The sequence below is a fragment of the Arthrobacter sp. Hiyo1 genome (assembly GCF_001263615.2).
Taxonomy (GTDB): domain Bacteria; phylum Actinomycetota; class Actinomycetes; order Actinomycetales; family Micrococcaceae; genus Arthrobacter.
Map to the genome: position 1 here is coordinate 441,362 of NZ_DF952470.1, position 11,748 is coordinate 453,109.

13 protein-coding genes and 2 pseudogenes are annotated in these 11,748 nt (G+C 61.2%); 8 read left to right on the forward strand and 7 right to left on the reverse strand.

Features of this window, described 5'->3' with window-relative positions:
• The 5 genes from AHiyo1_RS26600 to AHiyo1_RS10920 form a co-directional block, all read left to right on the forward strand.
• Window positions 1-210: dioxygenase family protein (locus AHiyo1_RS26600; RefSeq protein ID WP_445286210.1), on the forward strand; the 210-nt coding region annotated here is incomplete at its 5' end.
• A gap of 205 nt (window positions 211-415) precedes the next feature.
• Complete coding sequence (locus AHiyo1_RS10905) at window positions 416-994, forward strand: flavin reductase family protein (RefSeq protein WP_059388580.1); 579 nt, start codon at window positions 416-418, stop codon at window positions 992-994.
• A 310-nt stretch (window positions 995-1,304) separates the two neighbouring features.
• Window positions 1,305-2,540, forward strand: a complete 1,236-nt coding sequence (locus tag AHiyo1_RS10910; RefSeq protein ID WP_059388581.1) for an MFS transporter — start codon at window positions 1,305-1,307, stop codon at window positions 2,538-2,540.
• 183 nt (window positions 2,541-2,723) lie between these two features.
• Window positions 2,724-3,587 (forward strand): sugar phosphate isomerase/epimerase family protein, encoded by an 864-nt coding sequence (locus AHiyo1_RS10915; protein WP_059388582.1) that lies wholly within the window; start codon window positions 2,724-2,726, stop codon window positions 3,585-3,587.
• A gap of 30 nt (window positions 3,588-3,617) precedes the next feature.
• Entirely contained in the window at window positions 3,618-4,064 is a 447-nt protein-coding gene (locus tag AHiyo1_RS10920; protein WP_084784465.1) for a VOC family protein, read from the forward strand.
• Between the two features lie 276 nt (window positions 4,065-4,340).
• Here the strand turns inward: AHiyo1_RS10920 and AHiyo1_RS27720 are convergent.
• The 4 genes and pseudogenes from AHiyo1_RS27720 to AHiyo1_RS10940 all read right to left on the reverse strand — a co-directional run.
• A pseudogene (locus AHiyo1_RS27720) lies at window positions 4,341-4,586 on the reverse strand (PDDEXK nuclease domain-containing protein); the annotation flags it as partial.
• Between the two features lie 155 nt (window positions 4,587-4,741).
• Window positions 4,742-5,740 (reverse strand): site-specific integrase, encoded by a 999-nt coding sequence (locus AHiyo1_RS10930; protein WP_059388584.1) that lies wholly within the window; start codon window positions 5,738-5,740, stop codon window positions 4,742-4,744.
• Window positions 5,737-6,726: a tyrosine-type recombinase/integrase gene (locus AHiyo1_RS10935; protein WP_059388585.1), complete on the reverse strand. Its 990-nt coding sequence runs from the start codon at window positions 6,724-6,726 to the stop codon at window positions 5,737-5,739. Before AHiyo1_RS10935 ends, AHiyo1_RS10930 begins: the two co-directional genes overlap by 4 nt.
• Window positions 6,716-7,162 (reverse strand): tyrosine-type recombinase/integrase, encoded by a 447-nt coding sequence (locus tag AHiyo1_RS10940; RefSeq protein WP_084784466.1) that lies wholly within the window; start codon window positions 7,160-7,162, stop codon window positions 6,716-6,718. Before AHiyo1_RS10940 ends, AHiyo1_RS10935 begins: the two co-directional genes overlap by 11 nt.
• A gap of 539 nt (window positions 7,163-7,701) precedes the next feature.
• Here AHiyo1_RS10940 and AHiyo1_RS10950 point away from each other — a divergent pair.
• The 3 genes from AHiyo1_RS10950 to AHiyo1_RS25545 are packed head-to-tail and all read left to right on the forward strand — an operon-like array spanning window position 7,702 to window position 8,964.
• Window positions 7,702-8,304: a DUF1214 domain-containing protein gene (locus AHiyo1_RS10950; RefSeq protein WP_059388587.1), complete on the forward strand. Its 603-nt coding sequence runs from the start codon at window positions 7,702-7,704 to the stop codon at window positions 8,302-8,304.
• A 1-nt stretch (window position 8,305) separates the two neighbouring features.
• Complete coding sequence (locus AHiyo1_RS25540; RefSeq protein WP_216363179.1) at window positions 8,306-8,659, forward strand: hypothetical protein; 354 nt, start codon at window positions 8,306-8,308, stop codon at window positions 8,657-8,659.
• On the forward strand, window positions 8,629-8,964 hold the full coding sequence (locus tag AHiyo1_RS25545) for a DUF1254 domain-containing protein (RefSeq protein ID WP_216363180.1): 336 nt from the start codon (window positions 8,629-8,631) through the stop codon (window positions 8,962-8,964). The genes AHiyo1_RS25540 and AHiyo1_RS25545 overlap by 31 nt, the downstream gene beginning before the upstream one ends.
• A gap of 212 nt (window positions 8,965-9,176) precedes the next feature.
• On the opposite strand, the pseudogene AHiyo1_RS10960 reads toward AHiyo1_RS25545, so the two are convergent.
• The 3 genes and pseudogenes from AHiyo1_RS10960 to AHiyo1_RS10970 form a co-directional block, all read right to left on the reverse strand.
• Window positions 9,177-9,817, reverse strand: a pseudogene (locus tag AHiyo1_RS10960) (dihydrofolate reductase family protein).
• A 227-nt stretch (window positions 9,818-10,044) separates the two neighbouring features.
• Window positions 10,045-10,401, reverse strand: coding sequence for a ribbon-helix-helix domain-containing protein (locus AHiyo1_RS10965; protein ID WP_216363181.1), 357 nt, complete (start codon window positions 10,399-10,401; stop codon window positions 10,045-10,047).
• A 285-nt stretch (window positions 10,402-10,686) separates the two neighbouring features.
• Window positions 10,687-11,574 (reverse strand): methyltransferase family protein, encoded by an 888-nt coding sequence (locus tag AHiyo1_RS10970; RefSeq protein ID WP_059388589.1) that lies wholly within the window; start codon window positions 11,572-11,574, stop codon window positions 10,687-10,689.
• Window positions 11,575-11,748 lie beyond the last annotated feature (174 nt).

Here is an 11,748-nt window from a genome sequence, read left to right on the forward strand (position 1 = left end):
CACGCCTGGCGCCCCGCCCACCTGCACCTCAAGGTTTCAGCTCCCGGGCACCAGCCCATCACCACTCAGCTCTACTTCGAAGGCGGCGAGCACGTTGCCGACGACATCGCCTCCGCCGTCAAGCCCGAACTCATCCTCGCACCCACCCGGCGTGCCGACGGCCAGGGTCGCGAAGTCACCTACGACTTCATCCTCGACCCCGAGGACTAAGCCCGCTACCAGTTCCAGGACTGGTACTCATAAGCACGGGGGCGGCCCCGGGCCTAACCAAACATCGCACACGGCGGCACCGTTCCGCCGTCGATCCATCCAGCAGACATGCCGCGATGGCGCGCTGCCAAAAACGCTCCTTCTGCCCCATAAAGCCAGGCAGCATTCAGTGCCCACACAACCCCACACCAGACAGGAGATGTCGATGACTCAGGGAGCAGTCAGAGCCGGAGTTGATAACCTCGACCTGCGGCACGCGTTCGGCAGGTTCGCCACCGGAGTCACGGTAGTCACCACCCGCACGGCCGACGGTGTCCCGCACGGTGCCACCGTCAACGCCTTCACCGCGGTGTCCCTGGACCCACCGCTGGCTCAAGTGACGCTGACACGTACTTCACGGGCCGCCCGCTATCTTGAAGGCGCCCCGTTCGCGATCAACATCCTCTCGCTCGAGCAGATGGACGTCGCGTTGCACTTCGGCGGCAAGGTGCTGGACGATGAGCCCGAGTGGGCCCTCGCCGGCAACGTTCCGGTGTTGCTGAAGAATGCAGCGACGCTTGAATGCCGGCCTTGGAACATCTATGACGGCGGCGACCACATCATCGTGGTGGGCGAGGTCATCGCTTTGGACATCACCGATCGCCAGCCGCTCCTGTTCTTCAACGGGAAGTTCCGCGAGATGGGGCGCTTGGTCGGGGGTGCTCCGTGGGACCACCCCGGCGACGCTCCCGAATCGGGCTGGTTCGCCGGCTCCAGTACTTTCAAACGGATGCGTAGCCCCTAGCCGGGATCCCTCCCGCCAGGACGGCCTGACGCTTGTCGGCGTTCGTCGATTCATTGTCGGATGGCAGCGACGGACGAGTCCTTTTAGCCGGAACACAATTCGCACTTTCTAGACGTTTGCATAAGGCGTTCCGATGGTTCGTGCAGTCTCGCGCCACCGGCGCGAAATTCAAGTCAGAGAACGACATCGTGCTTTGTGGGTGCCCGTGAATGAATTGGGGCGTCCTTTTTCATCCAGATTCTGAAGTTTGTTGCTATCAAAGGAGATAAGACAATGACGAAATCAATACACACGATGGCAGGAGCAGGCAATGTCCGCTGAACCCATCGTCGCGGTTTCCGCTAAACCTAAATTCGTGAGAAGCCGCGTCACCTATTCGCTATACGCGTACTTCTGTACATTTGGTTGGTTCATGCTTGGGTTTTCTCCATGTGTTCCGATCATCGCCCAGGAGCAGAAGATCTCAAATGGGCAGGCGGGGCTGATAGGACCGGCTCTCGCCTTGGGCCTTATTCTGGGGGCACTCGCGATCAACCGAGCCACAGCCAGTTTGGGACGCAAGAGGGTTCTTTTTTCTGCGAGCACCATCCTGACGGTTGGTCTCATTGGGCTCCTTTTGAGTTCTTCCTTCCCTCTGACTGTCGCGGCGACCTTTGTGTGTGCTTTCGGGGCTGAGTCGATAATCGCCTCAGTGCTCCCGGGCCTGGCAGTGCATCACCAGGCCATGGCTCCAGCCGCGTTGAGTGAGGGCGCTGCGATTGGGGCGGCCGCGGGCCTGGCATCACCGTTCCTCGTTGGTCTGAGTATCTCGGCGGGATGGGGATGGAGGATCGGCATCTCCACCACCATTGTGCTCCTTGTGATCGCATGCCTCTTCCTGGCGGGGATGCCCCGAGTAGGTGCACTTGACGGGCGACGCCTGCGAAACGCCGCTCACCCGTCAGCAGCCCGCCCATCGAAAACTACTGGCGTATTCTGGCTCCTCTGGGTGGCTTGCATTTGCGGTATCGCTTTGGAGTTCTCCACCCTGTTTTGGGTTCCGGCGCTCTTCTCGGAGCGTGCGGGCATGAGCCTGGGGGCAGCCGCGTCCTCGGCCTCCGCGCTCGTTCTGGGTGAACTGATTGCCCGATCGATCTCATCGCGACTCAGTACCCGATGGACGCTCAGACCTTTGCTGCTGGTTGCCCTTGCCGTTACTGCGTTGGGATGGCTTATCTTCTGGACTGCGAGTGTCCCTCTCGTTGCCGTCGTAGGACTCTTCATCGCTGGTTTGGGGATCGGCCCGCTGCAGCCCTTGACAGCTGCCTCTTTGTTTTCAGTCTCTTCTGGAGAGGAAACTAAGGCGCAGTCGCGCATCTCGATTGGACAGGGGATCGCGATCGGTACTTTCCCCATTATCCTGGGGGCATTGTCGGACGTCACCGGCACGTTCCTCGCTTTTCTGGTGATTCCGGCGCTGGTGATTCTCTGCGCCATCATGCTGCTCATCGCAACCAAAAAGGTGCATTCAGCGCCCGCCCCTGACTCTTACGTCGTCGCACTATAACTACGTCAAGCAGCACGAATGAGAAACCTGTGTCAGCAGCCGTTCCGTTCTCGTTCAGTCGGATCTGGCCAGCCTGTCCAACCCTGGGACGGCGCCCATCACCTGTTCTGCTCACACTGCGTACATCTGATCTATGTTCACCACCACGGGCCCTTAGCATCGCCCGCGAAAGGAAGTCTCAGCATGAAACCCGCCATGAACCAGATCTCGACCATGCAAGCCACATTCGAAGAGGATTTGCCCGCATATGCAGCAGCGGGCTTCGAAGCCATTGGCCTTCTTGAGATGAAACTGCCCGAGGACGACAACAACAACCGCCGCCTGCTGGACAGGTACGGCTTCGAGGTGTCGAACTGCATCGTCAGCGTCCTCTCGATCCTGCCCTTGCAAGGAGTGGTGTTGCCGAAGGGAGACTGGAAGGGCATCGACTTCGAAGGTCCGAAGGACACCGAGACCCGTATCCGCCAGATTTGCGACGCCGTCCGGCGCCTCGGACCGTACAAGCCTTCGTCCGTGACTGTGTCGTTTGGCTCGCCGGACGGCTTCGAAAGCGCTCGAGCCGCTGAAACTGCGCTGCGAGAAGGTCTGCGCCGCATCGCGGATGTGGCGACCAAGAGCGGGGTTCGAATCGCGATCGAGCCGATTCACCCATCGATCATCCACACCCTGGGTCAGTCCATCGCTGAGACGGCCCACATTATCGACGATGCAGGGGTCGCGGATGCCGTTGGCATTCTTATCGACACGTGGCATTCTGGGGATTCACCCACGTTGTTCGAGGACATCGGGGCTCACGGCGATCGCGTCATCGGTCTGCATGTGTGTGACCGGGCACCTGCCGGCGACCCCAACCGCCTGGTGCCGGGAACGGGCGCGTCACCAACTGTGGAAATCCTGGGTGCACTCCGCAAGCTCGGCTATGACACTTGGGCGGACGCAGAGCTTTTCTCGCCGCATGACGTTTGGCTGCGCCCCGTCGAGGAGGCAGCCACGATCGGTTTCACCGCAATGAATGATGTACTCAAGCGAAGCGCTGATTTCGTCTAATCCACCCCAACAAACTGTAGGGATTTAACTATGTCCGGTAATGGTCGAATGCAATACCCGCTTGGCGAGGTCACCCGTGGCCACCACTATGCAATCTCCGTGCGCGATATGGACGCAATGATTGCCTGGTACCAGGAGAAGCTAGGTGCCGTGGTAACCGGAGCCTGGGACCCGGAGGAGCTTGACGCTCACGTCCGGATCGTGACTGTCAATGGATTCTCGTTTGAGCTTGTCTCGATGAAGGAATCCTCGCCGTCTTCAACTCAGTGGGGTGACCCGCCCGGTATGGCCATTAAGAATGGCCCGTTCCACATGGCCTTCACCGTGGATGACTGCGCCGCCGCCGTCGCAGAGCTCAAACTTCGCGACGTGAAGTTCGCTTGGGATGTCGCCGACTACGACGAACTCAAGATGCGGTGCGCGCACTTTTGGGATCTGGAGGGAAATATTCTCGAGCTCGTCGAGGTACTCGACTAAGAGAGGCGAGTTCTCGTCTGCAGGCAAAGCGAAAGTGCGGGACTCGGCACCTGATCGCCGGCCGACCGGCCGGCGATCAGGCCGCCGCCGCGCAGGTGTTTGGCAATGAACAGAAACTGCTGGGCAAACCGCACATCGTATTTCTCGGCGTGCGTGGGCGGTAGCACTCATGATTTCGTTCTCTGTCAGGATACGGCAGGGACCGGGCTTGGAACTGCGAACCTGCATGGTCATAAATCGGCTCTCGCGGTTGAGCTCTAGTTGGTGTCCTCGGCCTCAGGGGCCAGGTTCGGCCCATTCCAGGGCGGCGACAAGGTGGCCTTCGTTGGGGAGTGCCTGCTGTTCGGCTGCGGGGAGCTTGTCGTAGGTGTAGGCGGCGACGGCCATGGGCGAGGTGGAGCGTCCTAGGCTGTAGCGAACGCTGCGGTCGTTTTTGGTGCCGCAGATCAGGATGCCGACGGTTTCGTTATGGTAGTCCCGGCGCAGCAGATCATCGACGAGCGCGACGTAGAAGTTGAGTTTGCCGACATTATGCGCAGCTGCTCATAATGCCGGTTATGCGGAGTGGGACATTATGCCGAAGTCTTTGTTCGCGCTGGCGTGTTGACGGCACGTCGCTGAAGCTGTTCTTGGCATAACGCCCCGCTCTGGTGGGGTCAGCGTCCGAGGTTGGTCAGCTAGGTGAGCATGTCCTTGTCTTGGTGCCACAGGGGCATGGCATCGGCCGGGGTGAGGTTGGTGAAGGCGCTCTGGAGTGCTCGTCGCTTCATCTCGCCGTCGATTCGGGCGTAGATCTCGGTGGTCTTCAGGTCGGCGTCGCCGAGGATGTCCCGGATGTAGACGAGGTTGACTCCGGCTTGAAGTAGATGCATCGCCTTGCTGTGTCTGAGGGTGTGTGGCGAAATCGTGTCCGGCAATGTCGCGGGGCTGGCTTCCCTTGCGGCGGCTACGTGCTTATCCAGGATGTAGGCGATGCCGCTTCGGGTCATTTTCACACCCCCACGGTTGGGGAACAGAGACCGGGACCTGTTGGCGGGTCCGGTGAGGCCAGCGCCGTCGGCGTAACGCTGGACGAGAGTGACTGTCGGTAGCATCAGCGGCACGATCCTGGTCTTGTTGCCCTTGCCGGTGAGTTTGACTGTTGCGGGAGGATCGGTTCGCAGGTCGCCGAGGGTCAGATCGGCGATCTCCTGGACCCTGGCGCCGGTGTCGTAGATAAGCGCGAGCAACGCGAGGTCGCGTCGCCCGGAGGGTTTGCTGGTATCGGGCTGGTCGAGGATCAGCCGGATCCCGTCGAGTGAGAGGTGGCGGGGTGAGGCGGTGGTCGTCTTCTTCTTTGGTATCGCAAGGACACGCTGGTACTGCCCGATCCGCTCGATATCCCGGGCTTGCAAGTAGCGGCAGAATGACCGGATCGCGGCCAGTCGCTGGTTGCGGGTCGCTGCGGTGCAGCCCCGCTCGGCTTCGAGCCAGGCCAGAAATCGCTCCACGAGATCTTTGGTCAACAGCTCGCAGGTCATGTGCTCGGGGGCGATGTTCTCGTGGGCCTTGCAGTACCTGAGGAAGATGAATGCATCTCGGTAGGACCTGATGGTGTTCGTCGCTGAGCCGACCTCTCCGGGAAGGAACCGGGCGAGGAACTCGCTGAGGAGGTACTGGAAATCATGGGTGCTCATTCGAGATCGCCTCCTGGGATCACGCAGGAGGCGACGGCGTTCATGGCGGCGGGGACTTCGGGGAACATGTCCGGGATCAGGCGGACGTATTGGCCGGTCCCCTTGACCGATGCGTGGCCGAGGTAGGTCGCCAGGGTCGGTAGGGCCCAGTAGCCATCGGCGCCTTGGTTGACCAGGCCTTGGAGCGAGTAAACGGCGAAGGTGTGCCGAAGGTCGTGCACGCGGGGTCCATGACCACGGCCGCCGTGCGAGATGCCGGCGGCCCACAGGGTCTTCCTGAACCATCTGTAAATGCTGTCGGAGGTGACGGGCCGACCGTCGTTGTGAGTGAAGAACCGGGTGTCGCGGTCGGCGGTGAATAGCCGTGGTGCGGTGGCGTCGTAGCGGCGCATGATGTCGGCCAGCGACGAAGAGAGTGGGACGAGGCGGTCCTGGTCGTACTTCGCGTGGCGGACGGTGAGGCAGCAGTTGTTGAGATCGACATCACCGCGGGTCAGGTTCAGCGCTTCGGACACGCGCAGGCCGCACCCATACAGGAGCCTGATCAAGACCGGGAGCAGGACCGGCATGACCGAGGACGATTTGGCCTTGAGTCCGGCGCAGGCGGCGAAAAGCCGGTCCAGCTCGCGTCGGGTGAACACGTAGGGGGTGAACGAGTCCCGGTCTCCTCGACGCTTCGGGGGTCGCGGGAAAGCCACCGGGAAGTCCTGTGCGGCCAGGTAGTTGAGGAATTGGTTCGTGTATGCGACTCGGTTGCGCTGGTTGCTGGCACGTTCATTGGGCCGTCGGCGGCACCATTGGTCGACGTGCTCCTGACTGATCGCAATCTCGGTTTGGCCCGTCGAGGCGATAAATCTGGAGAACGCCCGCAGCGTCCGGGGCACCGCGGTATAGCTCAGGCGTTGTGCGCGCTTGTAGCGGACGAAGGCGGCCATGTGCTCGGCGAAGATGGACTCGTAGTATGACGCCTGCTCATCAATCCTCATCGTTGTCACCACCCAGGCTGGCGAGATAGCTCTCGTGGAGGCCCGGCACGTCCAGAGCGCACTCGCGCAGCTGTCCCAGATCGATCTTTAGGTATATCGCCGTCGAACCGGTGCTGGCATGCCCGAGTGCCTCAGAGATCGCCGGGAGCGGCACTGTTTTCTCCAGCAAGGCTGAGGCAAGCGAGTGTCGAAGGGCGTGTGGACCGTGCTTCTTTCCCGCCGGGATCGCGACCCCTGCGGCTTTCAATCGTGCATAGACCACGGCGTGGATCGATACCGGCAGCATGGGCTCGCACGGGCCGTGCAACTTCAGGAACACGTACTCGGAGTCCGAGTGCGGCCTGGCGTTGCGCAGGTAGTCAATGAGTGCTTCACCAACATCGTTGAGCAGGGGAAGCGCCAAGACCCGGCCCGTCTTTTGCTGGATGAACTCGATGCTGTCCTGCTCCCATGTTCGAGTACCTTACTTCCCCAAGGCTCGTTCTTCTGCCTGTCCAGAATGGTCCGTCAGATGTTCCAGTAAAGCTCGATCATGGCGGTATTCACGACGCGCTGAGCCCGCTGTTGAGCCTCACGTACGAGGCTTTTCAACGACATGAGGGCGGCGGCGTAGTCTCCCGGAAGGGTCCGGTTCGAGCTGGGTCATGATTCCACCGTAGTTGGACGCTCCGACAATCCGACGCCAATTGTCCAGACGCCATCTGGACAATTGGGATTTCTCAGCCGTGAACATCACAGCGAAACGATCGGCATCCTGATCTGCGGCACCAAGAACGACCGCAACGTCACGTACACCCTTGGCCGTTCAACGTCGCCCGGGGACTGACTGCGACAGCGCACTCGAGAGGTTGACGGTACTCCGTGTCGTCGCCGGTGGTGGGGCTGGCGGATCGCCGTCCTGTTTGTTGGTCGGTACCCGCGTCGTCGCTGCGCCGTAGCACCCCCAACGACATAGCCCAGTGGTAGTTTGCGGTTATGGCAAATGCCCTCGCGTGGTTCTCCCAGTCCGGTGTGGTGCAAGGGTTGATTCTCGGTGCCGTGCTTGCGTTCTTGACGGCGATCCTGGTCATGAACGCCGTGGGCAGGGCGCTCACAACGACCGTCAACGGTTGGAGTGCCATCCGCAAATGCGGCCAGCCTGGCAACGGAGTCCTCGTCCGGGCCGCCTGCGCCAAGGCCCTGCCTGTCGTGAATGTGTTTGAAGAGGCTGCGTACTGGACCGCCACTGTGGATGGCTCAGGGCAAACGCTGAGCGGCGGGAATGGATACGTCCTGCATTTTCCTCCCGGGAACCTCCCGCCGCATGACGCCTTCTGGTCGCTCACCCCGACCGATACCGTCGGGTACATGGTGGAAAATCCCACCAATCGCTACAGCGTTGGTGACCGTTCTGCTCTGGCACAGAATGCCGACGGTTCGGTCGACATCTATCTGCAGCATCAGGCTCCGAGCGGGCACGAGCAGAACTGGCTGCCCATTCCGTCCGGAAAGTTCAAGCTGATGTTCCGCGTGTATCTGCCTGGCGCGGCGATTCTCGACGGCACGTACCAATTGCCGTCGGTTGTCAGGGCGCAGTGAAATGAACCGCCTCATCTTGAAGTACGGACGTCCCCTCACCGCCGTCATACTGGCCGTCTTCGCCTGGGTCATTTACCGGCGGATCGCCAACGGGGACGGAATCGTTCCTCTGGTCATAGCGGCGGTCATCGTATGGGGGCTCGGCGCGCCCGCTTTCATCTACCTCTGGCCGCGACTCACAGTCAACGGGTACAAGAGGGCGATACTCAAGCACGGATTCGGTGAGGGCCCCATCCCCGTCAACACGCTGTACGCCGTGCCCGGCACATCGTCCCCGTCGACGCGACTTCGCGCGGGAGCCTTATGGCAACGGGGGCCGACGACTTGCTCTACATCGGCGGTTGGCTCGACTTGAGCAAAGGGCCGCAAATCCTGCACGTACCGGACATGGCCGGGCGCTATTTCAGCGTGCAGTTCACCGACCCGTCGAAAAGCACAAACTTTGCCTACGTCGGCAAACGCACCACGGGAACCGAAGCCGGCGACTATGTCCTCAGCGGACCCGGCTGGAAGGGAACGGTACCCAACGGGATGACGCAGATTTCTTCGCTAACTGATTCCGCGCTCGTCATTGGCCGAGTGTTCGTCGAAAGCGACAGCGATCTTCCAACCGCTTACGCGCTCGCGAAGCAAATCCAGCTCGCGCCGCTGAAGCAGTAGCGGTCGACTGGACCAGCCCAGATGAACGACGGCGGACGGCTCGCCACCGATGGCTTGCCGACCGGCCCTTCGACGCCGCCGAGGGCGAAACCGCCAGATTCCGGTGTAGCGGGAAGAGCCCCCTGCCGATCTTTCTCTTGTCCTTCGCGGTTCCCAGCCTGGCGCTCACGCTCAAACGCGAGTAGCCGCACTCAGACGATCCTGTGTGATGGTTATCGGCGGAAGGTGACGTGGATGATGCCGCTTTCGGCGGTCTCTGACGTGACGGTGTAGTCGCTTTCTAGCCCCCGGAGATCGTCCCAGAGCCGTATTCCGCTACCGAGCAGGATTGGTGTGATCGCGACGTGCAGCCGATCGACAAGTCCGGCACTGAGGTAATCGCGCACAACGGTGGGGCCACCTCCGATACGCACATCCTCTTCACCCGCCGCACTGAGCGCTCGTTCAAGCACTTCTTCGGGGCTGGTGCTGACGAAGTGGAAGGTCGTACCGCCGGCCATCGTGATGTCAGGGCGGGGGGTGTGAGTGAGGACGAACACCGGGACGCGGAAGGGCGGCTCGTCACCCCACCAGCCTTCCACTCGGGGTCGTCGGGAAAGTTATGGAACCCGAACATGCCGGCACCCATAATCTCAGCTCCGACCCCCTCGAAGTAGGCCGCGGCGTATTTGTCGTCGACGCCGGACGTTCCTTCTCCACTGGTGTCATGCAGAACCCGCTCACGGAAAGTGCGGGTGGACGTATATGCGTCAACGAGTCGGCCCCAGTCCGAACCGAACGGATTCTCCGGAGTTGCGTCCGTCGTCGTGGCGAAACCATCCAGCGAGATATTCAGGTCAACTCGAACAGCCATGGTGAAGGTCCCCTCAGATCAGTGGTTGCGTTATGCAACCACCATACTGGTGGTGAGATCTCCTCCACGGAAGAATTCCTGGACGAATTCGTCATCCCTGGGAGCACATGAAAAGTGACCAAGGAGACCAACAGTATGAAATAGGCGGCCAAGAGTGGGCAAACATACCCCCAATCGGCAGCGTTGTCATCTACGACTACCGGGCCCGTCAATCAGCTGTCTGCCTGTCAGGAGGCTTTGGCAAGGTATTGGGCCAGTGCTTCCCTGAGGATTTCGCTCGGCTTGCGGTGCTCGATTTCGGACCGGGCAACCAGTTGTGCGTCCATGTCCTTCGGGAGGCGGATGGTCCGGGACGGGGATGTTCCGCTGCTGCTCAGGGAGGGTTTGCCGACGGCTCTTTTTACTGCCTCGGGCGAGCCCAGGGCTGCTTCCAGCAGGGCGCGTCCGGCACCTTGCCCGGACGCCTTGGTGATGCGGGCGTCAGGGCCTATGTCGGCGGTCTCCGCCCATTCGCCCAGGGCACGGAAGTGGGCCTGTTCCTCCGGGCTCAGGTCCTGACCGCCCTTGGCCTTCTTCTCATTCATTCCGTTGTTCCTCTCTCGGCAATGTCGAGTATCTTCCGCCTTGCCTCCATCACGTGGAAGACGCGGCTCATCGAACTCTTCAACGTGGTAGATCTGGTTCAAGATTGCATGCAACGCATCCCCGCGGGCAATTCCATGTTTGTTTGCGCTGTCCGCCCAGCTGATCCCCATTTTAGTATTGTCTCACAATAAAAGGGTTATTGCGAGACAATATTGGGCTGTAGCTCTCGGTCCGAGCGAGCGAGACTGAGGAACGACAACCTTCGAAGGGACATGGGTGTGCACTCATCGTTCCTGAGTGCGCGAAGCCCCCGACATCCGCGGTACCCAGCAGCGCACGGCATCGCGGTATTGACGGAATTCTTCGCCGAACCGTTCTTCCAGGTCAGATTCCTCAAGCGGCCTGACAACGTAATTCCACACCAGCGAGCCCACGACGGCGTAGGCCACTACCAGCCATGACTGTAGGATGACGCCAACTGCCGCGCCCTGGAGAATGCCTGCGGCCGCCATTGGATTCCGGATCCAGCGATACGGACCCGCGATGACCAGATGATTGGGCATTGCCGACGGCAGCGGGGTGCCATTGCCCAACGTCGACATCGCCACGGCCGCCGAGATACCAAGGGCGCTGGCTAGTACCAGAACGGCGACACCCACAGGAGCGGCAAACGACGGAAACGGGAGAACCACCGCCCAGCGCTGTTCGAGAAAGGCAACTGCGAACGGAATCACCGCCAGGAAGAACCCCCAGAACAGGACAATTTGCCCAAATGTTGAGGCCACGTGGGCGGCGGCGGTCGCGCGGGGGATTGCGGGACGGAATGCGAACGGACCGCGGATGATCCACGCGGTCGGCACGTGTCCCAGCAAGACTAGGCAGAGCGAGATCAGCGAGCCCGCGCTCGCAGCGCCCATGCCGAGTACGCCCCAGCCCGCTTCGGTTGTGACAGTGGCGTAAACCGCCAGTGCGACGGCAACGGCGCCCGTCCAGCCGGCACTCACCAGCGCGGCAGCCTTTACGCCAAAAGACGCCACGGCCGACGCCACGACGAATAAAGGAATGTCGAAGACAGCAACCGCAACCGGGTCGAGGTTACCGAGGGTCGCCTCGCGCACCACCGGCGACAGGAAAACCGCGGCCCACCACAAGAAACCGGCAATCGCCTGCATGGCGAAATATGCCCTGCCCCACCAAATAGCTCCGCCCCGCCGAATCAAGGGCGACACCCGCTCAGCCCAAACATGCGTAGCCCCAATCCCAGACAATTTTGGCTCAGCCTACCGAATTCGAACGCTGCGTCCGTCTTCACACGAGTCCCCCGCAGGACTAGTTAACCCGTTCAC

Excerpts from the sequence above, each read along its gene's own strand:
- AHiyo1_RS10905 (WP_059388580.1), top strand. The coding sequence starts at position 416 with ATGACTCAGGGAGCAGTCAGAGCCGGAGTTGATAACCTCGACCTGCGG.
- AHiyo1_RS10910 (WP_059388581.1), top strand. The coding sequence starts at position 1,305 with ATGTCCGCTGAACCCATCGTCGCGGTTTCCGCTAAACCTAAATTCGTG.
- AHiyo1_RS10915 (WP_059388582.1), top strand. The coding sequence starts at position 2,724 with ATGAAACCCGCCATGAACCAGATCTCGACCATGCAAGCCACATTCGAA.
- AHiyo1_RS10920 (WP_084784465.1), top strand. The coding sequence starts at position 3,618 with ATGTCCGGTAATGGTCGAATGCAATACCCGCTTGGCGAGGTCACCCGT.
- AHiyo1_RS10930 (WP_059388584.1), bottom strand. The coding sequence starts at position 5,740 with ATGAGCACCCATGATTTCCAGTACCTCCTCAGCGAGTTCCTCGCCCGG.
- AHiyo1_RS10935 (WP_059388585.1), bottom strand. The coding sequence starts at position 6,726 with ATGAGGATTGATGAGCAGGCGTCATACTACGAGTCCATCTTCGCCGAG.
- AHiyo1_RS10950 (WP_059388587.1), top strand. The coding sequence starts at position 7,702 with ATGGCAAATGCCCTCGCGTGGTTCTCCCAGTCCGGTGTGGTGCAAGGG.
- AHiyo1_RS25540 (WP_216363179.1), top strand. The coding sequence starts at position 8,306 with ATGAACCGCCTCATCTTGAAGTACGGACGTCCCCTCACCGCCGTCATA.
- AHiyo1_RS10965 (WP_216363181.1), bottom strand. The coding sequence starts at position 10,401 with ATGAATGAGAAGAAGGCCAAGGGCGGTCAGGACCTGAGCCCGGAGGAA.
- AHiyo1_RS10970 (WP_059388589.1), bottom strand. The coding sequence starts at position 11,574 with ATGCAGGCGATTGCCGGTTTCTTGTGGTGGGCCGCGGTTTTCCTGTCG.